Annotated in this window: 20 protein-coding genes; 10 read left to right on the plus strand and 10 right to left on the minus strand. The window is 40.6% G+C overall.

Annotated elements, in window-relative coordinates:
• The first annotated feature begins 33 nt into the window (after nucleotides 1-33).
• Nucleotides 34-498 carry an RDD family protein gene (locus MHN79_RS07305; protein ID WP_239172329.1) on the plus strand — a complete coding sequence of 155 codons (465 nt, stop codon included), beginning with the start codon at nucleotides 34-36 and terminating at the stop codon, nucleotides 496-498.
• A 277-nt stretch (nucleotides 499-775) separates the two neighbouring features.
• Nucleotides 776-1,324 (plus strand): hypothetical protein, encoded by a 549-nt coding sequence (locus MHN79_RS07310; protein WP_239172330.1) that lies wholly within the window; start codon nucleotides 776-778, stop codon nucleotides 1,322-1,324.
• A 29-nt stretch (nucleotides 1,325-1,353) separates the two neighbouring features.
• Here the strand turns inward: MHN79_RS07310 and MHN79_RS07315 are convergent, their stop codons facing one another.
• Both MHN79_RS07315 and MHN79_RS07320 read right to left on the minus strand, forming a co-directional pair.
• Nucleotides 1,354-2,136: an ABC transporter substrate-binding protein gene (locus tag MHN79_RS07315; RefSeq protein WP_239172331.1), complete on the minus strand. Its 783-nt coding sequence runs from the start codon at nucleotides 2,134-2,136 to the stop codon at nucleotides 1,354-1,356.
• Between the two features lie 130 nt (nucleotides 2,137-2,266).
• Nucleotides 2,267-3,148, minus strand: a complete 882-nt coding sequence (locus tag MHN79_RS07320; RefSeq protein ID WP_239172332.1) for a DMT family transporter — start codon at nucleotides 3,146-3,148, stop codon at nucleotides 2,267-2,269.
• A 100-nt stretch (nucleotides 3,149-3,248) separates the two neighbouring features.
• Between MHN79_RS07320 and MHN79_RS07325 the strand changes: the two genes are divergently transcribed.
• The 3 genes from MHN79_RS07325 to MHN79_RS07335 all read left to right on the plus strand — a co-directional run bounded on the left by MHN79_RS07325 (nucleotide 3,249) and on the right by MHN79_RS07335 (nucleotide 6,486).
• Nucleotides 3,249-4,697 carry a PLP-dependent aminotransferase family protein gene (locus MHN79_RS07325; RefSeq protein WP_239172333.1) on the plus strand — a complete coding sequence of 483 codons (1,449 nt, stop codon included), beginning with the start codon at nucleotides 3,249-3,251 and terminating at the stop codon, nucleotides 4,695-4,697.
• A gap of 66 nt (nucleotides 4,698-4,763) precedes the next feature.
• Nucleotides 4,764-6,074 (plus strand): methyl-accepting chemotaxis protein, encoded by a 1,311-nt coding sequence (locus MHN79_RS07330; protein WP_239172334.1) that lies wholly within the window; start codon nucleotides 4,764-4,766, stop codon nucleotides 6,072-6,074.
• Nucleotides 6,075-6,234: 160 nt separating this feature from the next.
• On the plus strand, nucleotides 6,235-6,486 hold the full coding sequence (locus MHN79_RS07335; RefSeq protein ID WP_239172335.1) for a DUF2999 family protein: 252 nt from the start codon (nucleotides 6,235-6,237) through the stop codon (nucleotides 6,484-6,486).
• A gap of 46 nt (nucleotides 6,487-6,532) precedes the next feature.
• On the opposite strand, the gene MHN79_RS07340 is transcribed toward MHN79_RS07335, so the two are convergent.
• A complete protein-coding gene (locus MHN79_RS07340) occupies nucleotides 6,533-8,356 on the minus strand; it encodes a M4 family metallopeptidase (RefSeq protein WP_239172336.1) in 1,824 nt (607 codons plus the stop codon).
• A gap of 392 nt (nucleotides 8,357-8,748) precedes the next feature.
• Nucleotides 8,749-9,324, minus strand: a complete 576-nt coding sequence (locus tag MHN79_RS07345) for a hypothetical protein (protein WP_239172337.1) — start codon at nucleotides 9,322-9,324, stop codon at nucleotides 8,749-8,751.
• A 160-nt stretch (nucleotides 9,325-9,484) separates the two neighbouring features.
• Here MHN79_RS07345 and MHN79_RS07350 point away from each other — a divergent pair, with 160 nt between their 5' ends.
• Entirely contained in the window at nucleotides 9,485-10,996 is a 1,512-nt protein-coding gene (locus MHN79_RS07350; RefSeq protein WP_239172338.1) for a DUF3612 domain-containing protein, read from the plus strand.
• Between the two features lie 344 nt (nucleotides 10,997-11,340).
• Here the strand turns inward: MHN79_RS07350 and MHN79_RS07355 are convergent, their stop codons facing one another.
• The 3 genes from MHN79_RS07355 to MHN79_RS07365 all read right to left on the minus strand — a co-directional run bounded on the left by MHN79_RS07355 (nucleotide 11,341) and on the right by MHN79_RS07365 (nucleotide 14,435).
• Nucleotides 11,341-11,775, minus strand: coding sequence for an Mpo1-like protein (locus MHN79_RS07355; RefSeq protein ID WP_239172339.1), 435 nt, complete (start codon nucleotides 11,773-11,775; stop codon nucleotides 11,341-11,343).
• An 80-nt stretch (nucleotides 11,776-11,855) separates the two neighbouring features.
• Nucleotides 11,856-13,214, minus strand: a complete 1,359-nt coding sequence (locus MHN79_RS07360) for a diguanylate cyclase (protein ID WP_239172340.1) — start codon at nucleotides 13,212-13,214, stop codon at nucleotides 11,856-11,858.
• A gap of 306 nt (nucleotides 13,215-13,520) precedes the next feature.
• The gene (locus MHN79_RS07365; protein ID WP_239172341.1) at nucleotides 13,521-14,435 is read right to left on the minus strand and encodes a DMT family transporter; all 915 of its coding nucleotides are present in this window, start codon (nucleotides 14,433-14,435) and stop codon (nucleotides 13,521-13,523) included.
• Between the two features lie 91 nt (nucleotides 14,436-14,526).
• Between MHN79_RS07365 and MHN79_RS07370 the strand changes: the two genes are divergently transcribed.
• On the plus strand, nucleotides 14,527-15,411 hold the full coding sequence (locus tag MHN79_RS07370; RefSeq protein ID WP_239172342.1) for a LysR substrate-binding domain-containing protein: 885 nt from the start codon (nucleotides 14,527-14,529) through the stop codon (nucleotides 15,409-15,411).
• 314 nt (nucleotides 15,412-15,725) lie between these two features.
• Entirely contained in the window at nucleotides 15,726-16,898 is a 1,173-nt protein-coding gene (locus tag MHN79_RS07375) for a GGDEF domain-containing protein (protein ID WP_239172343.1), read from the plus strand.
• Here MHN79_RS07375 and MHN79_RS07380 read toward each other — a convergent pair.
• Nucleotides 16,885-17,172, minus strand: a complete 288-nt coding sequence (locus MHN79_RS07380) for a hypothetical protein (RefSeq protein WP_239172344.1) — start codon at nucleotides 17,170-17,172, stop codon at nucleotides 16,885-16,887. The genes MHN79_RS07375 and MHN79_RS07380 overlap by 14 nt on opposite strands.
• A 390-nt stretch (nucleotides 17,173-17,562) precedes the next feature.
• Here MHN79_RS07380 and MHN79_RS07385 point away from each other — a divergent pair, with 390 nt between their 5' ends.
• Complete coding sequence (locus MHN79_RS07385; protein WP_239172391.1) at nucleotides 17,563-18,003, plus strand: DUF2850 domain-containing protein; 441 nt, start codon at nucleotides 17,563-17,565, stop codon at nucleotides 18,001-18,003.
• A gap of 173 nt (nucleotides 18,004-18,176) precedes the next feature.
• Complete coding sequence (locus MHN79_RS07390) at nucleotides 18,177-19,271, plus strand: mechanosensitive ion channel family protein (RefSeq protein WP_239172345.1); 1,095 nt, start codon at nucleotides 18,177-18,179, stop codon at nucleotides 19,269-19,271.
• 88 nt (nucleotides 19,272-19,359) lie between these two features.
• Here MHN79_RS07390 and MHN79_RS07395 read toward each other — a convergent pair whose 3' ends face one another.
• Both MHN79_RS07395 and MHN79_RS07400 read right to left on the minus strand, forming a co-directional pair.
• Nucleotides 19,360-19,974, minus strand: a complete 615-nt coding sequence (locus MHN79_RS07395; RefSeq protein ID WP_239172346.1) for a fumarylacetoacetate hydrolase family protein — start codon at nucleotides 19,972-19,974, stop codon at nucleotides 19,360-19,362.
• Between the two features lie 177 nt (nucleotides 19,975-20,151).
• On the minus strand, nucleotides 20,152-21,177 hold the full coding sequence (locus MHN79_RS07400; protein WP_239172347.1) for a porin: 1,026 nt from the start codon (nucleotides 21,175-21,177) through the stop codon (nucleotides 20,152-20,154).
• Nucleotides 21,178-21,285 lie beyond the last annotated feature (108 nt).

Consider the following 21,285-nt stretch of genomic DNA (forward strand, 5'->3'; position numbering starts at 1 on the left):
TACCCATTCCATTCTCACAACGAGGTCAAGAACGTGAATGATAGACCATTTGAATATGCTGGATTCTGGCCACGGCTAGTGGCAACACTAATCGATACTGTTTTACTATTTCTTTTCACTATGCCCGTCATGTTCTTGGTATATGGTGAGCTATACTGGGACTCCGATGATTTCATATTAGGAGGTTGGGATGTCATTCTCAACTGGATATGCCCACTGGTCGCAACGATTACATTTTGGATATACCGCTCAGCCACACCAGGAAAAATAGTTTTCGGTCTAGAGGTTTTAGATGCAGAGACAGGCAGTAAGATAACAATTTCAACATCTATAATCCGATATTTTTCATATTATGTAAGTGCTATTCCACTGTGTTTGGGCTTTATTTGGATATGCTTAAATAGCAAAAGACAGGGATGGCATGATTTAATTGCAGGTACAATCGTCGTAAGAAAAATGCAGATAAAAGAGGCTTATAAAACTATTCCACAAGAGTGAATAATAAATATATTCGAAAGGCATCAATAAGTAGGGCTACCAACATGAAAAATTAGAGGTCTAAATGTAAGTAGCTGCTCAATTAAAACCTTATTAATACTATTCGTTAGTATTTACTATGATTTGACCGGTAAGTACTAGCAGTAAGCGAAAGAATTCTCTACAATATGGCGCTGAGTCAGCAAAGTGCTGATCCTAATATGTTTCAGAGTTATGATCGCTAATTACTACCTTTGAAATAGGCTTTTCTTAAACTAAACACTCTGTGTATTCATTTATGGACCAAGATAAGTTTACCCACATCTATCGTTTACCAACTGCAACACAGATACGTATTGCTAAGTGGCAGCAGACGTTTAATGGCACTTCAGATTTAATAATCCATAAAGCGATAGAAGTACGTAATAAGCAGTACCGAAAGCCCAACTTCTTTCTGGCTGGCTGGAGCGTCAACCTTTTTGATAAGAATGACATTTCCATTACTCATCATGGCAAGTACATTCAAACTGCCATGAGGACTATGCTCGATCGAAAAGTATCCTACAAGCGTATCTATCTATCTAGGTTACCTATGGAAGAAGCGGAGCCAGCACTCGCGCGTTTCAAATCGGAATGGATTGCAAAACACAATCACATTGCACGCAAGTACAACCAAATTAAGAAAAAAGAGTTTTTGCGTTACGCCCGTGAAGAGGAGGAAACACTATATCCATCTATCCCGAAAGGAGAGTTTGACAAAAATCTATGGAATAGACTCGTCGTATCGGAGTTGGGACCACAGAAGAAATTTGATAATCCATATTTTGTTAAAAAGTCCAAGGTGTGATGTCTAGAGTGGTGACGGCGTTGATTACACTACTCATATTTCGACATTATTTCTTGATAAAGCGAATCACCCGACTCCCCTTTAGTACTTTTTAACATATCAATCCCCTTTTGTAGCTTGGCCGTTGCATCTGGATTAACCTGGTTATTAAAGGCGTAGTAGACATAGCCTTCTTTAACCGTGTACACGGGCTCAAACAGGCCTGGGTCAACTTGAGCCTCTTTGGACCACCATATCGCTGCTCGGTGAGCATAAACTAACAAATCGATGCGCCGTTTCATGAGTTGTTCAGCTAATGTAGTGACATAGTTAGATTCCTGCATTGCATTTCTCGGGATCCCCATATCCAATAGAGTTTGCTCACCAATATCGTCTCTAATCACACCGATACGATACTTTGCCATATCCATCACTTTATTGATCTTTATGTTGGCGTCTTTACGCGCCATGACAACAATTTTTATGTCTGTAATAGGTCCAACCCAAGTAAACAATTTCTCACGATGTTCAGACCGAGTAGTCGAAAACAGAACAGCATTGTCTTCTGTTAGAGCAGTACGATATGACCGTGCCCATGGCTGCAAGGTAACTTGCGATAGAGAAACCTCTTCACCCACCATTTTGCTGGCCGCTTTTAGAATATCGACCGCATAACCAGATATCTTGCCATCTTTTAGATAATTCCCAGGAGGGTATGATTCTGTAAAATAAGATAGTTCTCGTAAATCACCCGCACTTTGCGCGCTATTTGCCATGCTATGATGGGCGGTCAATAAAATCACTAAGGATAAAAGGCATTTGATTCGCTTCATTATCCTACTCCCAGCTATTATCTACTATTTAAATCTAGTCCACTCGACCAGAGTTCTAAAGAAAAATAACCAACAAAATATCAATACCCTGTAACTGCCTAAATTATTTAATAATATTAACATCAATATTTTAAATTTTTTGACAGTCTGTGTTTTTAGTTCGAGTAATCAGGAATACAGCGGTTGCTGATAAAATAAAGCCCACTATTGCAGTATGATCAAAAGATTCACCGAATATCAGCCAAGCTTGAATACCAGTCACTGGAGGAACAAGATAAAATATCGATGCTACTTTTTCTGATGCGCCTCTTTCAACCATAAAAAGAAGCAGCATAATGGCAACAACCGAAAGCACAATAACCAACCAAAACAATGTTAAAGTAAATTCCAACGTCCAGTTAACAGACATTGTTTCAAAGTTCATTGCATAAGGAAAAAATAGGCATAACGCAGCAAAATAGTGGATCAACGCGCTTCCTATCTTATCCACCCCGCTGCAAAAGCGTTTCTGGTATAGAGTACCTAAAGTGATCCCAAGCAAGGAGACTAAACACAAGCCAACAGCAATAAATTTATGTGAGCCATCCTGCCATTGAGTTTTCCCCATCAAGACTAAACTAATACCAACAAACCCCAATATTAATCCAAACCACTGCGATAGTTTCAAATGTTCACGAGTATAAGTAACAAAGATGATAGCTGTTAGAATTGGCTGTATACCTACTAACAGAGCACTGAGGCCTGAGGGCATACCAAGATCAATTGCAATATACGTCCCACCCAAATAAAAACCATGAATTAAGATACCTACTATAAAGCTGTGGCAGAACATCTTACCTTGGGGGATAGTGCTACGCATAATCACAACAAGTAAAGTAAATACCCCAAGATTGGCCAACATACGTAACGTTAGTAATGTTGCAGGTTCAGCATATTGCAAACCTATCTTAGCCCCCACGAACCCTGAGGCCCAAAGAACGACAAACACCGTGGGAATAAATCTGACTAACATTTGATTTCCTATCGCTTTTCATTGAGTAAGAAGTTACTTTATTGAGGTTCAGTTGTAATGAAAAGATACAGATTCTTAAGTTTATTAGGGTACAGATGGCATGGGTAAAATTTGTAAGTTTCTTCTGGTTAAGCAATACATCGAAGATAAAATAAGTAGTGGTGTGTACCAACATGAAGAAAAACTTCCTTCCATTCGCCGACTTTGCTTGGTCCTCAACGTAAGCAAAAATACCGTAATACGTGCTTATCAAGATATGGATGCCGCTGGATTAATATACTCGACTCCCAAATCTGGTTATCGGGTTAAGGTGCCCATGAAAATCGCATTAGAGCAACAGGGCCCTAGACCCATTGATCTTTTGTCTACCTCGAAAGAAATCCTCCAATATCCTGAGCAAAAAGAGTGTCTTGCGACAGGATCAGCACATCCAAACGTAAACAGTTCTGCCATCAAGAGTTTGTATGCTGAAATAGGACGCCACAGCCGCAAGCAAAGCCAAATGCCCAGTCATTACCAACTTCCCCCCGGAAACAGAACCCTAGTTAAACAACTAACAAAAATCAGCCTTGAACTTAATGTGGAAACGAGTCCAAAACAGCTGGCTGTAACACACGGAGCACAACAAGCGATAAGTTTGGCTCTTCGAGCGATAACCAAACCAGGCGACATAGTAGCCGTTGAATCACCCTGTTATTTTGGAAATTTACTTTTGTTGGAGTCACTAGGATTAAAAGTCGTAGAGATCACTAGCTGTATTCAACATGGAATGGAGCCAAAGGCCCTAGAGAGAGCCGTCACTGATTGGCCTATCAAAGCTATCCTTGTAACCCCAAATTTTTCTAACCCGACCGGCTCTAGAATGCCACTGGCTCGGCGTCTTGAGATCTTAAGAGTATCAAAGACGATACCAATTATTGAAGACGATGTCTTTGCTGCGCTCGGTTATGACAACAATATTATGCCTCTCAAAACCTTGGATAAACAAAATAGAGTTATCTACGTCAATTCACTCTCCAAGGTGCTTGATTCTCGGCTTCGTATTGGGTGGATAATAGCGGGTCAATATCACTCAAAAATAGAAAAGTATTTAATAAGCGATAACATGGGGAGCTTAAATCTCATCCAGTCCGCTGTAGGAGACTTTCTATCGACAGGGAAATACCGTCAACATGTCAATAAGATGCGTCGCGTATACCAATACAATGTTCGCCAGTTTAGTAATCTGCTTAGCTTGGCATTAAATAGATACGATGACTTAAGAGGACGGTTTCATCTATCCCAACCTCAAGGGTCATTTCTCATTTGGTTGACTCTGCCCAAAGCAGTTGACACTTTTGAGCTCTATCAAGAATGCAGGAAAAATAGAATCAGTATTTTACCGGGAAAAGTTTTTACGACTGGCAAGCAATTTCGTCAATGTATTCGCTTAAGCTGCGCCAACTTTGAAGATACGGAACTATGGAACCTGGGCATTAATCGTCTAGCCCAGCAGATCCACCAGCAGGTCTACAAAGCAAGACAGAATCAAAAAATCTTATGCGTCTAGTTTGATTTACTCTAAACACAAATCATACTTACTAGTGACAAAAAGATCATTAAGGAGAATGGTGCTATGTGGCCCTTCAAAAAGCTTGCTGAAAGCGGACAAACAAACAGCGAAAAATGCGATGACTACCAACAAATAGTTGATTCAATGAATGACTCTCTCGTTACTATTCGCTTTGATCCTAATGGAAATATAAAGTCCGCTAGCAAACTATTCCTTGAAGCTATGGGCTACCAACTCGACCAAGTCCAAGGGAAGCATCATAGAATATTTTGCGATTCCAAATACACCGAGACACAAGAATATCGCAGTTTTTGGCATGACCTAGCGAAAGGCAAGGCAAAGTCAGGCACGTTTGAGCGCTACAACAAAAATGGCGATTTAGTAATTATTGAGGCAACCTACTTTCCAATAAAAGACGCGAGTGGGCACATCGAGAGTGTAATAAAAATTGCCAACGACGTCACTGAAAAGATGGTTAAAGCCAGATCCCAACGAGATCTCATTCAAGCTCTTCATCAAAATTTCGCCGTTATAGAATTCCACCCAGACGGGACAATCATAGAGGCTAACGATAACTTTCTGAGCGCTCTTGGCTATACATTGGATCAAATCCAAGGAAAACATCACAAAATGTTTTGCTTTGACGACTTTTATGAACAGAATCCTCACTTTTGGAAAGATTTATCGAACGGTCGAGCGTTTTCGGGGCGATTCCTGCGCAAAACAAATTACGGTGAAGAAATTTGGATCCAAGCATCTTATAGCCCAGTGTGTGATGATAAAGGTAAAGTATATAAAGTCGTCAAATTTGCCTCTGACATTACGCATGATGTGACTCGAGAGTTAGCAGTATCAGATGCTGCAAATATTGCGTACAGTACTGCTGTAGAAACATCACAAGTTACCCAAGAAGGGAAAAGAGTTTTAGAAGACACCGTAAATATTTCACAGACCATGATGCACAACCTGAATCAATCAATTAATCAAGTTCAGGAGCTTGCCTCTCTATCCAATGATGTTTCAGAAATTGTCAAAACCATAGGCGGCATAGCAGATCAAACCAACTTACTCGCCTTAAACGCTGCAATAGAGGCTGCTAGGGCTGGTGAACAAGGCCGGGGGTTTGCCGTGGTAGCAGACGAAGTTAGGCAACTGGCGTCTAGAACTTCTGAATCAACGGAAGAAATTACTCAAGTGGTCAACAAGAACATGTCACTAACTCAAGAAGTGACAAAAGCAATGAATGACGTGAACAGTGTAGCAGAGCAGACAAGCACGCGTATAGAAGAAGTCTCTCGTACCATGGACGAGATCTATAGCGGAGCTGAGAGTGTTGCGTCTGCAGTAAACAGCTTTAAAGCAAATAATGCTTAACGGGAAAGACAATACTGTTCTTTAATACAGTAGCTTAGTCAGTGACTGTTGCTGTATTGGTTGTGTTCGGCTTTGCTTTTTTAGCTAGAGTTAGGCATTCAACAAAACTAAGGGGAATGGTACACTTTTACAATCTTTATACCGAATCTATAGGTGAAACATGAACCCGATAATTGAATTGCTAAAAAAACACGGCATTAGTAACGCGCAAATCAACGACCTGTTCGAAACACTAACACAAAACCCTCTCGCTGCGATGTCCAGCATAGCAGAACTTGGGCTGCCTCAAGATCAACTGCAAGTTTTAATGGGTCAAGTCATGCAAAACCCACAGTTAATAAAAGATGCAGTGGAAGAACTAGGGTTAGACTTTTCAAAAGTCGAGCAAGCAAAAAGTAAATTACAACAATAATGAAGAAGGGCTCCGAACAAGGAGCCCTTCATTTACATCCCTCTTATTAGTCTAATCTGAGCGTCACACCAGAGTAACTGCTATAAGCACGAACCATAACATGGTAAATCATACCTGGTGTTGCTGAAACACTGCACTGCTCGTTATTACCGTATTTGTATGGTCGGCAGTCAAAACTATTAGTTGACGGTTTGCTCCCTGCTTTTACATATAGGTCGGCGTCACCACTTCCACCAGACATAGAGACAACAGCATTTGAAGCCGAATCAACACTAAAGGTATAGAAGGTCTCAGAAAGTCGTGCACCCGACAAATTAGTTACAGGAGTGCCCTTGACTAAAACGTTGTCAGTTGGAGGAGGGGTAGCCCCACAAGATGCATTCACACCTACTGTATTAAATGCATCTTCTACATCGGCCACAGGATATCCCATATCAGATGCAGCCTTGGCTACGCCACAGCCACCTTCGTCAAAGGTACTATTTGCCGTCCAATACATTTGGTTTGCAAGAGTAAAGATTTCAAAACCCTTACGAACATCCCAGCCAGCTTTATTTGCTAATAAGTAGAAAGCACGATTAAAGACACCGCTAGAGTAATGAACATTTAAACCATTGTAATAATCTGATGCATGATCTATTGAACGTCCGTCTCTAGAAGGCTGATCAAAATAACGTAGCCCTCCTTGAGACTTAAAGATATCAGCTCCCACAATCCAATCAACAGAGCCTTTCATATAATATTCTGCTGCCTCGCCAGCAATATCAGAGAAGGCTTCATTCATACCGCCAGACATATTCGCATAAACCAAACCAGAGTTTTGTTCCGTAAATCCATGACTCACTTCGTGTGCACTGACATTTATGTCTACTAAAGGATAAAATCTATTTTTGCCATCTCCAAATGTCATTGATGTACCATTCCAAAATGCATTCTCATAACCATTGCCGTAGTGAACTCGCATGGTTAATTGGAAAGTTAACGGGGCCGTATTCATCCAATCTTTGTACATATCAAAGACAACTTTACCAAAGTAGTGAGCATCATTGAGCGGTGAATAAGCGCCATTTACAAACTTATGGTCGTTAAAATTCGAGTCATCATTACATGAATAGCTATAGGCTGTACTACCTGATGTACGACCATTGAGATCCACGGTTTTAACTGCATCATTATTCATGATACAAGTGTTGCCAGATTTGCTTATTACAAAGCCCGGATAGTCAGAACCAAAGTTGTATTGACCCGTTTTTTCGTTCCCACCAGGCCCCGTCCCTGTAGCCTGTGCATGATTCAATCCACGCCAATGCTTGAGTACTTCGCCTGTGTTAGCATCAATAAAGTAAAACGGACGCTGTGGAACTTGAGCGGCAACAAAGAAATCTACCATGTAGACTACTTTTGCCGTGTTTGACTCATCCAGCCAAACCATCAACTCAGATTTAGTATTTTCTATGGGTGCATCCGACTCGACTAAAGACTTTCTTTTAAAAGCATTCTTGGCAGCTAAGATCGCTTGTTTTTCATCTAATGTAGGAGATGGTGTCGCGACATCACCACTGATCCCTTGCATCATTATGCCATGTACTTCGCTTTGACTCGTTTTGGTCTGGGTGGCGACGACAGACGTGTTGAATACTGGAAGGCCCATGTAAGTCTGCTGATAGCGGACTTTTACTTTTCCGTTGGGTAAAATCACTCGCTTAACTTCAGCAAAGCCAGTCTCCATAGGCACAACACTGGTTGACTGAGCTTTGAGAGTCTCTTGCAGTAATGCATCGTTTTTAACGGTAATCATCTGTGCGGCCGTTGCTGGTAGGCTAACTCCCAATCCAGCGGCGATTAGCCAAAGTGTCTGATGTTGTTTCATTTTACTTTCCTGTTATTGGTATAGAGTTGTTCTCCCCAACGACTAAATAGGAAGTATCTTTGCGTGTGTTTGCTCCAATAACATGGTTGACGACAAACTAATCAAGCAACTGAAAAATGAAATTACAAATCATTTCATGGAAACAAAATAAGACACCAAAATATCAGTAAAATGATTGATATTTGATTCTGATACGTTAAGACATCGAAAAAACAATTATATATAGACTAATTACATTTCTGTGTAATATTTTTTTAACAGCAGAACATCTCCATAATCAATTGATATAATATAACAATTTATATATTTGTTTCATCATTTTACAGTACCTCATATACAATAAAGGCTCCTTTACAAGAAGCCTTTATTAATAGATTAAACTTTAAATATCTTTATTTGTTTAACTTATAGCAACATAGTAAGTCATAATCTTCACCAGATTTCGATGTATATTCTTTGGCCTCAGAATACGCACGAGGCTTGCCTTGTCCATCGGCCTTAATTAGGCTAATCCAATGACGTATAGCGGACATTTCATGTGTCTCATGAGGGAACAAAGTACACGTTTCTAGCTGGATATCATCAATAGCTACCAGTTCAACACAACCTGTTCCTTTCTTAGTTCCCAATGTTAGCTCTACATGGCTACCTTTACCGTCTCGAAAGAGAATCGATTCTGGGTTTTCTTTATGACCACAGTAAGCAACAAAGTGTTTGGGGTATTTTAGACCACTGTGGCTTCCGTCCCTGAAATAAGCCACCACATGACGGTAATCGATTAGATAAGCAGTCACCTTGTTATGAGAACCATGCTCTAGAGGAAAAAGACGATCAAGCAGCTGCTTGGCTTTCACTTGCTTCTCTACGCCCTTGTCTATATTCGCGCTTTCCACTTCAAAAACAGCTTCCGCTATGAAGTTTTCATGCTTTGTGTGATTTTTCATTTTGTCGAATGTAAGCATGTTCATATTGTCTTCCCTCAAAAAATTTTCCTATTTACGTCGCTAAAACAAGTATTTAGGACTTGTACATCGCAACATGTCGATTTGTGACTTTGCTTACTTGGTATACTAGTTTGTTTTTTACTACAATTTCACAACAAAAATTTTACAGTGTGAATTTTACAAAATGTTGCCAAAAAGCCTAATCCGTCAATCTCATTTTTTGGGTACCAAAATAAGAAATCTTAGAAAAAGAAACCACTTAACAATGGAAGATCTCTCTGCTCGCTGTATTAGAATCAACCCGGAATCTGCTCCATCTGTTTCTTACCTCTCAATGATTGAACGAGGCAAACGAGTACCAAGTAGCGACATGTTAGAAGTGATTGCTGATGTATTTCAAAAAGAGCCTTCATGGTTTTTAGACGACGAGCCAGAAAAAGTTGATATCACACCAGAGAAAGGGAATAGAGGTGGTATTCATGGCATGGCGCTAGAGCCTAGTTTTCTTTTTTCCAACGAAATATTACAGATTGCAATTCCAGAAATGTTATCTCAAACAGGGATCTCAGGACGACAATTTGCACACCTTCTCATCCGAGCGCACCAAGAAAGTAACCAAAATCATTTCCCAGATCTTGAACGAGCAGCTGAAGAAGTAGGCCTAAAGCGACTCAACTTATCAAAGCAGGATTTGATGGATATTGCTCTTCGAATGGGCCTCAGCGTACAATGGGTATCTCGTCCACCAAAGGACATCATTGATGAGTTAGGGGTAAGTACAACCCAAATTGTAACGTCTTTCTTCGAACCTCCCAACACTATCTACTTAAATGATATTTTAAAGCAGTACCCAACTCGCCTAAAATATGACTTAGCTGTTTATATTGGTCATAGTGTTTTACATAATAAATCCAGTCTAAAAAGTGTACTATCTGTTGGTCAATCAACTAGCTGGGAAGAAAATGACCAATCAAATTCGTCCTCATACCTTAAATCAAAGGACATTTTACAAGCGTGGCGCGATTTTGAATCAAGCTTCTTCGCAGGCGCCTTACTTTGTCCAAAAGTGCCTTTTCGTCAATTACTCGATCGTAATGGTTATGAAATAAATACTCATATTAAGGCCGGAGTATCACCTTCAGTGGCTATGAGGCGCATGACGGTGGTTTCTCCATATCCTCACTGGCACTATTTTGATGCATACGGCCAACACAAACTCAAAGCCGTGTATCGAGGAAACGGAATTCCACTACCTTGGGGAAATATGCGTCAGGTCAACGACCCCTGTCAACATTGGGCTGTCTTTCGTCGATTATCGCAACCCCAGCATTCGAGTTCTGCTCAGATATCTATATTGGATGTCAATGGAGAACCCAGAATTTATTGCTGTGAATCAGTTAACATAGCGGATCCGGCAGGAAACAACAGAGTGCTCTGCGCTGGTATCGATCTGAATCCAGCAATCGATGCCCAAGGAGGAGACTCTCGAGCAATAGCAGAATCTCTGAAATCATTATGTGTCGATGGTGGTGGCACCTCATCCATCCCAAATAACATTCGCAAAGAGTTCACTACGGTAGCAAAGATCTTAAATATCAACTGGGTTGAACGTGGAATACAGGCAGACGCGCGAGTCATTTGCTCTCGTGGTGCTGTATGTCCTAGGAAGCCTAGTTGTTATGACTTGGATAGTTAACTCATGCTTATAAAGCATACATAAAAAAAGCCAACCACAATGATTGTGATTGGCTATATAAAGTGTGAACAATATGTATTCACTAACAACGTCAGTTGGCTAGGTGACCCTCGGCTTAATAAGGGTCACCTACATATATGCACAAGGCGTGCCAACATTTAAAAGTAATTTAAAGCCTGTTTTTGTATGCATTATGGTCAATTGTATACCAACAATACGCATAAGAGACTTGCATTATGAATATTCCATTGCAAAATGCAAAGGAAGAGGTTTCTAATTTGCAATAAGTACTGTGATTCACCTATCTTCTATTGAAGGCAGCGACCAGAGTGATTCAAGATGAGTTATTTGTGACGAAATACCCATATGGGGCCAATTAAAATAAACCCAATGTATTCTCTGAGCGAGGGCCGTTTACCTTCAATCTCATAACCAACGAACTGTATAATTCCGGATAAAGTCAATACAAGGATAGATACAAGAAATACTGGTAATTCAAGAATGTCAAGAGACCAGACTAGCGACACACAAGCTAGGAAAAAGCCTAACATCATCAAAGACACACTAAGGGAAAGCTTGAAGTAAAAAATAGCTAGAGGTATAGCTGCTACCCATACCCAGTTTAGTGTTAGGCCCGAAAGCGACAATGACGGTATGCTCCATATCAAGCCTACTAAAGATAAGAAAGTGCCAGGTATCGACACTTTATTAATCTTCTGGTTTATTGGGTGTCGATGATTTTGCCCATATTCACTTAGCCATTGTGTTAACTCTTGCATTCTCCCCCACTAAATCTTATTCCCTGTGCCTTGATCATATTCACTAACTAGCTTTCAGAGATAGTCAAATACACTCAACTTTAATCTTCCCGCCGCTTTTCATCATACATACTGTCATCAGCCGCTTTGAGCATCTCATCTACTTCTTTATATCGATCGCCATAGATTGCTAGGCCAACACTAACATAAACACTGATGTCATTTTTTTCATAAATGACTGGCTTATCGCAAATGGATTTTTGTAACTCGTTGTTAATGGCCTCAACGTCTTCTTTTCGTTTAATTCGAGTTAAAAGTATTAGGAACTCATCGCCTCCGACCCTTGCGACAAGATCTGAAGACCTCAACGCACTCTTAATCCTTCTCGCTACCTCGACAAGCACCTTATCTCCAGCAGCATGACCGAACGTATCATTGATCCACTTAAATTTATCTAAATCAACATTGAGAATAGCAAAAGACTCCCTTTTTCCTGAACCCGCTACAAGGGCAAAATGTCGCTCTAAGGTGTACATGAAGTAGCGACGATTAGGCAGAGATGTCAATGAGTCATGTAGAGCTCGTTTATTCGCAGCATGATAGAGGTAGTAGATTGTGCCATAAGCCAAAAGGAGTAAAACAATAAGCGGGTAGCCAAGGAGTCTTACTGCATGAATTCGGTACCAATCACTGTATTCAAGCAAATCACTTTTTGTTGCGGCCGCGATAGTCCAAGTCCCGTATGGAAACTTAACCGACTCTACAGCGAAAGCGCGATCAAAGGTACTCTGCGTACCATAAAAGATATCGCCTTCTTCTCCCGAGCTATCTACACCTCGCATTGCAAGATAATATTTCTCGGTGTAAGACTTTACCCCTACATCTTCAAACAGTGACTCGAGAGAAATGACTAAACTACATACACCCCAATAGTCACGATGGTATATAGGGTCTGAAAAAATCGGGACTTGAGCAATTAACACCCGCCCACCTTGGATCGAATTAAGCGGGCCTGCAATTAATATTTCATGAATATCTCTTGCCTTGTTAACCGTCCTCCATTGTTCAGGGAGAGTTCGATAATCAAGAGCAAGTAAGGCTTCATTACCTTCATATGGATAGACGTACTTGACTACGTCATCTGGTGCTAATGTAATAAGTTCAACATGATGTGCTTTGCGCATAACGCTGGATGCAAACAAGCCCCATCCTGAAAATTCAAAGTTTGGATTAGCAGCAATCAGAGCTGACAAACCGTTTGCAACAAAAATGTCGTTAAAAATAGCAATTTCTAACTCTGAACGGATAATAGATAGTTCTTCTTTCGCTCGGACCAACATACTGTTGTGCATGAAGGTCTTCTGGCTACGATCGATAAACTCTACCAACCCTACTCCAATAACACATAGAAGTAGTGCCACTAGTATAGCCGCCCATCGACTGCCCAAGCGTTCTCTCATTCGCCCCTCACATAAAACCAGCACGAGCCCCAGCACTGGAAAACGGTACATCCTCTCAAATTATCACGTCACTCTATTATTCCTTGATTTCTGTGTACGACTATAGAGTTCGATATCTATGTCCCTACTTAAAACCTACATGAACTTGAGTAAGTTTCCATTAATAATGATAGAAGTATTATTTGTGTTTATGTACCCATTCCCACAAGCTAATAGCGTCATCGCAATGTTTAGGCCTATCATAAGACGTGCAAAGGGTTCAAAATAACGGTTAAAGCTAGAGATAAGCTATAAATTCCTTTCTGGCTAGCTTGTATGGCGGGAATAATTCTTGTCACCTAGGTAAGAGCAAGCAGCGCAAACTGCATTGGTCAATATAATTAAGATAAGGCCATACAATTGAACATGACTGTATGTCTTTTGGAAGAACAAACACTGCCAAACCGCAGTAAAGACCAAATTGGTATAAATAACTGGTGCTAACTCTGAACCAGAGCTGGCAAGCTGGTATGCCTTCGAACGAAACACTTGCGTATTAATGACCATCAAACCTAATAAACTAAGCGCAATGACAACAAGCCATGGCCCATCGTCTAGGGGCTGATACATAGTGCGATTATCGATGAAACTGAACGTGAGTATGGGGACAACCACAACCGCTGCATAAAGAAAACTCCAAAAGTTTATCTCAAACGCGTTTAAACGGCTTTGACTGATCTTATACAAACTTAATTGAGACCCTGCATTAAATAGCCCTGCACACAAACCAACAATCAGCTCAAGCCTCACACTAATCTGGCTTTCATCGCTCGATAACATGGTTACCCCAACAAATGTCACCACTAGACCTATTGTATTTACAACTTTAATTGGGGTTGAAAATATAAGATTTTCTAATACTGGGATAAACAAAGGCCCTGTAGCGAAAAGTACAACGCTTTCCATCAAGGTTAAGTGTTGGAGTGAAAATATAAAACACACTTGGCTTAAACCCAAACACAAAGCCCTTATCCAAAGAGATAACTGCTCATTAGAACTGGGCCACCTAGTTTCTCGCCCAACGAACACAAGAACCAACATCATTGCTGGAACAATAAATCGCAGGAAGCTTAACAAGCTCACCTCAAAGTGATCGGTTAAAAATTTGGAAACCAGTCCTGTTAACGACAAACTGAACGTAGACGCGATCATAAATAATATCGAATACCAACGATTTACCATAAATCCTCCTCTATCACGGCCCAAGTTTATGCCCTTGTCAGTCAGATAAAAAGCGAGTTATATTTACAGTATTTGTAAGAGAAACTTACATATGAAAAGACCTATACCGTTAAAGTCAGTGTATGCTTTTGTTGCAGTGGCAGAAACTGGTAGCATGACTGATGCAGCCCAACTCCTTAGCGTTAGTCATTCAGCGATCAGTCAATCAATAAAAAATCTTGAATCACAGCTCGGGCAGAAACTGTTTATCCGTCAGGGAAGGAGTGTTTCACTAAATTCAACTGGACGGCACTACTACAAGCAAGTCGCACCTGCACTGGAACAAATAGTATCGGCAACTGAAAAACTTATTGAACAACAACACAGTCAACGAATAACCCTCAACATGGTCAATTCTCTGGTCATGCATTGGTGGATACCTCATGTTGACCGATTTAACCAATTTGCCCCAAACATTGACATTCGAATTTCAAGTCTCACAGGACACTTCAAAATGGAATCCGAAGGCATAGATGTGGCTATTATCCATGGTAATACCCATGACTGGTCTGATTATTATTGTGAGTTGTTAGCGACAGATGAACTCGTTCTGACAGCCAGCCCCGAGCTAATTGATATTCATACTACGCCAGAATCTATCCTAAAGCAGCACCCAGCAATTATAGTTACCAATGATAGGCGAAAAGATGACTGGAAAATATGGTGTAAAAGTTATCAACTCCCAGAGCCCGCCTACACACAAAACCTTAAGTTCAGCGCCTCAATTCAGGCTGTTCAAGCAACAATCCGTAAACTCGGCATTTTTGTCTCACATCGGCATTTTATTCGAGACGAAGTGGGTCAAGGTTCTCTTATTGAAGTTGGTTCGCCTATTCGTAACCCTCACCAAGATTTCTACTTCGCATGCCCGCCAGAAAAACTTAAGAATGAGAACGTTCTGTTGCTGCGTAACTGGCTACGCCAGGAATTCAGTTAATGAATTCAAACTATCAATGTTAAGCTTTATAGAACGTTTGATTATATCAAAACACACTTGGATGCCACTCTAGCAAACCATACGAAAAATAGTACATCATGAATTAGAGTGACTGCTTAGCTATTTGACACACAAATACATAGTCTTAGCTGTACTTTCGACCTGTATTTTAGTCATAGCAACACTCACTATATGCAACATTGTTAATATATAATATTGAAAAATATTAATTTATTTATAAAACCTTGCTCCAAATTCAGTTTTTTCTTCTAGACTTAAAGAGCCGGACTGTAAATTGCGTAGGCAAGGACCATATGACAAACTTTGTAGGACAACATCTCGAAGAAATGGCAGATATGCGCTCTGCGAGAAAATGTAAAATCGTATTCCTGTGCTCTGTGATAGCTTTAATAATCATGGCCTATTACGGGCTCCTACATCTTTCAAATCAAAGCTATTTATTCGGCATCACTAATGGTCTTTGCGTAGTAATTTTAGCTGGTAACCTTTTGTACCAGAGGTTAAACCCCTCAGTTAACGTGTCAGACATCGTATTGTCCGGAGTGTTGCTTTTTCAAGCCGCAATGCTCCTTTTTTACGGCGAACATATCACCGACAGATTACTCTGGCTTTTTCCGATCTTGGCTGCTGTCATATTAGCGTGCGAATTTAAGACAGGCCTGATCATCAGTGTATCGTCCTACCTGTTGATCTTTGTCGTCTGTGTGTTTACCGATTTGGTCGTGGTATCCGGCCAGTTTGCAATCGATCGATTCTTGACTAGCTTACTGGCACTTGGTGTTCTGTGTAATACCTCTGCCTATTTCTATGCAAAAGTGACAAGCTATATACAGTCCCTTTACAAAGAGGGCATTGAAGATCTGGCGTACCGTGATCAACTCACAGGGCTAGCCAATCGATGGAGCTTTGAAAGCTGGGCATTGGGCAAACTCGAGCAAGTAAGGGACAATGATACGTTAACGGCAATGGTCTTTTTAGACATAGACAACTTCAAAATGATCAATGATACCTACGGTCATGAAATAGGCGATCGTGTTCTCCAGCACTTTGCAAATCGTCTAAAAAACAATATCCGCACCAAGGACAGGAAAACTCAAAGAAATGATTACTCTATTGCTCGATTTGCTGGTGATGAGTTCGTACTCCTTCTTTATGGTGTAAACAGCGTTGAGGACCTTAACCGAATTTTGGAACGTATATGTCACCTGTTTGAAGATAGTTATCAAAGTACGGAAAGGATTAATAAACTCACTGTAAGCGCTGGTGTGGCTTTGTTTCCTGAAGACGCAGACTCAATGTTAGAGCTGACACGTTGTGCAGATAAAGCTATGTATTCAGCTAAACACAGTGGTAAGAACCAATACAGGTACTACAACCCACATCAATGTGATTCTCTAAATAGTGAAGAAGAACTTGGGTTGGGTAAGGTAACACCTCTGAAGACAGCAAGGCCTAACGACTCATAAACATTAACCATAAACTCACAGACATAGCAACCAGCACCCAAGCGGCATACCTAACTGAATTCCGTTTATCTTTTTTGGGCACGACCACCGGCTTCATCGCTTTATCTTTCACAGTGCGAGCAGCTGACGCCAACGTCCCTCTCTGCGCTCTTAACTCTCGTCTTTTTTGCGCTTCATTAGCAACCTTACCAAATCGATGCAATTGATCCGTAGTCAATTCCTGATTGGGATCATAACGAGCGTGCGGGTCTTTGTGCTTTGGTACAACAGACATATATCACCTCACCAAATACAACTTCGCCTTTTAATTGTAGTAGATATTTATATCAATTGTAAAAACTAACATCCACTTCACTGACCACCTTATACTTTTGATAGCAACAGCAAGATATGTGGTTCTACAGCTTTAATGGTAATTTGGTGAGAAGTATTTATCTTTTTCGGCTTGTATTCTGAGACGTTCACCAGGGTGTGGTTGTGTGAAAGTCGTTATATTTTAAGCGAGAGCACTCTTTCTATCTGGATACACAGATGTTGCTAAAATAATTTTTTCACTAATGATTCTGGTTTAAAGGTATACTTATCATTTGATACCATCAAAAAAGAGCAGTTTAATGTGGCATTAAATAAGAAAAGCAAAGAGTCGGAATCAGATGACTCCAATTTGACAAAAAACGCTTTTCTCAAGTTTTCTGGGATAACCTTACTTATCGCTCTCGGTGTTGCCTTCTCTGCTATCTTATACTTTAGCTACAAAGACTTTATTCATCCTAAACACGTCTATGGAAGATGGATTGAAATTGGTACTCCAGAGTATGACACTGAGATACTGACATTCAGTGAACGTGGTGTCTTTCGTAACGAAAGGCTTATCACTACAGACTTTGGTTATGATGGGACACTCATTACGGTAACAACGGGAAGTGGACAGACTGTTTATCAGGTCGCAGGAACGCCGAAATCACCACAGCTTAAGCGTGTAACGCCAAGCAGCCCGACTCAACGCTTTATAAAATCTGGCTATGAAGACACAGTGAAAAGTGGTGAGGGAGCCGCCAAAAGGCGTCGCGCCGCCTTATCAGAACACTTCAATAGTAAAAAGTAATCGTATATTTTCTTACAGCTTACCAACATACAGTATTATCGTCTCTTACTAAACGTAAACTTTCTTCGTTATTGTACAATTTATAAAGGGTTTTGCGTAGAACATAACTAGTTTGATGGACAACATCTCTTTATACTAATGTGTGAGTTTGTAACTATGAGAGCCAATACCTTATGGAGCCTTCATCTCCTCTAACACAATCCATGATGACATTTTTGCAAAGTTGGAACACTAACTTTTTGTTTATTACCCTAGCAAGCTTCCTTGCTTGGATAGCATGGAGAATTATATACAATCGACTAGAATACCTATCGAAGAAAACCAACTTCGATTGGGATGACTTGACATTAAATGCGCTAAAAACACCCATTAGTGCGCTTATATGGTGTTGGCCAGCAACAATATCACTCGACTTTTTTATTCAAGAGCACTTTGGCATCAAGCTTGGTTGGCTCAGTACGTTAAAACTACCCATTGTTATCGCTATACTGGCATGGATAACAATACGCTTTATTAATAACGTCGAGAGCTTTGTTCTTCAGAAAAAAACACATGATGAAACCACAGTTCATGCGATCGCTAAAGTCTCACGACTTATCTTCGTTATTATAGGTGCTCTCACCATAATGCAAGCTTTTGGGCTTAGCCTATCTGGCTTGTTAACCTTTGGTGGTGTGGGTGGTTTGATTGTCGGTCTTGCCGCAAAAGACTTACTCTCGAATTTCTTTGGCGGTATGATGATCTACTTTGACCGTCCTTTTAAAGTCGGTGATTGGGTTCGTTCTCCCGATCGCCAAATAGAAGGCACGGTTGAACGTATTGGTTGGAGAATGACGATTATTCGAACATTCGAAAAACGACCTCTGTATATCCCCAACTCTGTTTTCAGCAATATCGTGGTAGAAAACCCTTCAAGAATGCTTAACCGAAGGATTAAAGAAACCATCGGGGTGCGCTATAGTGATGGCCATAAAGTAGAAAGCATCGTTAACGATATCAAGTCTATGCTACAGAATCATCCAGATATTGATACCAAACAAACATTGATTGTGAATTTCAATGCCTTTGGCCCATCTTCACTTCAAATGCTGGTGTACACATTTACCAAAACGGTGAATTGGGTACGCTACCACCAAGTGAAAGAAGATGTCCTGCTGCAAATCATGCACATCATTCATCAACATGGCGCCGATATTGCCTTCCCAACTCAAACACTCAAACTGGAAACTGAGGTTAATGAGGAAAGAAGCGGTCAAGAACCGTTATAGTTTTTATTTCATGCCCTGTAACCTAAGTTAAAATACTTGCAGGGCAATATCTTACTCAAGCATTAATATTGTCAAAAGTGACAATTACCTATTGTGCAATCCACTCCACTTCCAACAAAATTTTATTTTGGCTGCTTAGTCTCCCTAAAAAAACATCGCCTTGATGTACTTCACCAACACCTTGTGGGGTTCCCGTCATGATAATGTCTCCATCCTCTAACCTGGTATAAGTCGTCAGTTCCTCCAAGATCGATGATGGCGAATAAATCATGTCCGCAACCAAACCTTTTTGTACTCGAACACAGTTAATAAATAACTCAACTTGCAAAGACTCAATGTGAACGCCTTCAATTGGAAGAAAACGACTAAACACTGCCGATCCATCAAACGCCTTCGCACGCTCCCATGGTAGCCCCTTACTTTTGAGTTTTGACTGCAATTCACGTTTAGTTAAATCCAACCCAAACCCTACCGCGCAATATTGCCCATTCTTAACCAAAAAACAAATCTCACTCTCATAATGAATCGTTTCTCCATGGTAAGAACATAACTGGGAACCTATCGATGAAGGTGGTTTATTAAACACTACCATTTCGTCAGGAACTGAGTTATTCAGCTCTTTAATATGGTCGTGATAGTTTCGACCAATACACAAAATCTTGGTAGGCTGAATTGGGTTACTGCCAAGTTTAACCGAGTTCATGTGCGCTCCCTGTTATCATTCACTCAGCTAGATGGTAATAGAAATCTGTATGTCGTCGATACACAGCACAATAAAGATTGAGATAATGCACAAAGTTTATCGAACAATACAAAAACGCCTATTCAAAGTTGAATAGGCGTTGACACAAATGCGTGTTAAGGCAGTTGGATTATTGAATTATAGGAAGTAACGAGCACCGACAATCCACTTATCATCGTCTTTTGTTGCATCATCGTCATCTCCTAGGTCTACTTCATAACCTGCAAAGGTCACAAAACTTGGAGCGACTGTATACTCTAACTGAAGTGCAGATGTACTAAATAGAGTTTTGCTGGTTGTATCATTCTCAACAGACTCATAGTTAACACTGATATTAAGGCCGTTATCCATACCGTAAGCAAGTAAGCCTTCTAGCTGAACCGTTTCTTTAAGGCTGCTATAGAAGTACTCATTCATACCATAAACTAAAGCCGCATAAACCCCAGAACCGTATGAGCCATAATTAAGCGAGAAGATATGAGAAGTCGCGTCTTCATCAACTCCACTAACTGTGCGATCTCCGCCAGAATATGCGTAGCCCAATCCAAAGTCCATCATACTAAAACTTACAGCTGCCTGCATTCTCGCATCAGTGTCTTTTGTAGCTCCACTTTGCTCTCCTTGCCAACCAAGACCTAGGTTAAATATACCATCTTCAGCAACTGCAAATGACTTTCTATAGCTTACCATTCGCTCTGCACGAGCCGAGCCCATTAGGTTATGCGAGTCATATAAGAAATCATTAGCAAAAGCGATAGGCAAGTCTGCTACACCACCCACATCGTAGTAAGGTGACCACTGAGTACCCACAACCATACGGCCCATCTCTTCATGGGTAACGCCAATATAACCCAAACGAGTTGTGAAAGAAGTAGAACCACCACTAAGGTAGCTAAGTGCCCACTCGCCTTTCATATCGACAACGACACCATTGCCAACATCTTGAGAGCCTGCAATATTGATACGAGGGGATACCTGCTCTACTTCTACATCATTTCTTTCTTCTTCAGTCAGGTCTGTGTCCTTTTCATACTCACCGACACCCACAGAGACGTGGCCGCCAATAGAGAGAGTTGTGCCTTCACTGTTATAAACTTCTGCTGCAAAAGCGTTTGAACCACATGCTGTTGCCGCAACCAAAGCGGCTAATAATTTAATTTTCATAATTTAACGTCCATATAGGGTTATAACCTTTGTTCACATAACACTCAGAAAACCAAGCTTTTTCATGAACATTTATAAAGTAGTACGAAAAAATCAAAAGTGAAGTGC

It is taken from the genome of Vibrio sp. Of14-4 (assembly GCF_022347625.1).
Classification (GTDB): Bacteria; Pseudomonadota; Gammaproteobacteria; order Enterobacterales; family Vibrionaceae; genus Vibrio; species Vibrio pristinus.

Bases quoted from the DNA above. Each gene is read 5' to 3' on its own strand.
- MHN79_RS07330 (WP_239172334.1), top strand. From the start codon at position 4,764: ATGTGGCCCTTCAAAAAGCTTGCTGAAAGCGGACAAACAAACAGCGAA.
- MHN79_RS07365 (WP_239172341.1), bottom strand. From the start codon at position 14,435: ATGGTAAATCGTTGGTATTCGATATTATTTATGATCGCGTCTACGTTC.
- MHN79_RS07340 (WP_239172336.1), bottom strand. From the start codon at position 8,356: ATGAAACAACATCAGACACTTTGGCTAATCGCCGCTGGATTGGGAGTT.
- MHN79_RS07355 (WP_239172339.1), bottom strand. From the start codon at position 11,775: ATGCAAGAGTTAACACAATGGCTAAGTGAATATGGGCAAAATCATCGA.
- MHN79_RS07400 (WP_239172347.1), bottom strand. From the start codon at position 21,177: ATGAAAATTAAATTATTAGCCGCTTTGGTTGCGGCAACAGCATGTGGT.
- MHN79_RS07390 (WP_239172345.1), top strand. From the start codon at position 18,177: ATGGAGCCTTCATCTCCTCTAACACAATCCATGATGACATTTTTGCAA.
- MHN79_RS07325 (WP_239172333.1), top strand. From the start codon at position 3,249: ATGGGTAAAATTTGTAAGTTTCTTCTGGTTAAGCAATACATCGAAGAT.
- MHN79_RS07335 (WP_239172335.1), top strand. From the start codon at position 6,235: ATGAACCCGATAATTGAATTGCTAAAAAAACACGGCATTAGTAACGCG.
- MHN79_RS07345 (WP_239172337.1), bottom strand. From the start codon at position 9,324: ATGAACATGCTTACATTCGACAAAATGAAAAATCACACAAAGCATGAA.
- MHN79_RS07310 (WP_239172330.1), top strand. From the start codon at position 776: ATGGACCAAGATAAGTTTACCCACATCTATCGTTTACCAACTGCAACA.
- MHN79_RS07395 (WP_239172346.1), bottom strand. From the start codon at position 19,974: ATGAACTCGGTTAAACTTGGCAGTAACCCAATTCAGCCTACCAAGATT.
- MHN79_RS07375 (WP_239172343.1), top strand. From the start codon at position 15,726: ATGACAAACTTTGTAGGACAACATCTCGAAGAAATGGCAGATATGCGC.
- MHN79_RS07320 (WP_239172332.1), bottom strand. From the start codon at position 3,148: ATGTTAGTCAGATTTATTCCCACGGTGTTTGTCGTTCTTTGGGCCTCA.
- MHN79_RS07315 (WP_239172331.1), bottom strand. From the start codon at position 2,136: ATGAAGCGAATCAAATGCCTTTTATCCTTAGTGATTTTATTGACCGCC.
- MHN79_RS07370 (WP_239172342.1), top strand. From the start codon at position 14,527: ATGAAAAGACCTATACCGTTAAAGTCAGTGTATGCTTTTGTTGCAGTG.
- MHN79_RS07380 (WP_239172344.1), bottom strand. From the start codon at position 17,172: ATGTCTGTTGTACCAAAGCACAAAGACCCGCACGCTCGTTATGATCCC.
- MHN79_RS07360 (WP_239172340.1), bottom strand. From the start codon at position 13,214: ATGAGAGAACGCTTGGGCAGTCGATGGGCGGCTATACTAGTGGCACTA.
- MHN79_RS07350 (WP_239172338.1), top strand. From the start codon at position 9,485: ATGTTGCCAAAAAGCCTAATCCGTCAATCTCATTTTTTGGGTACCAAA.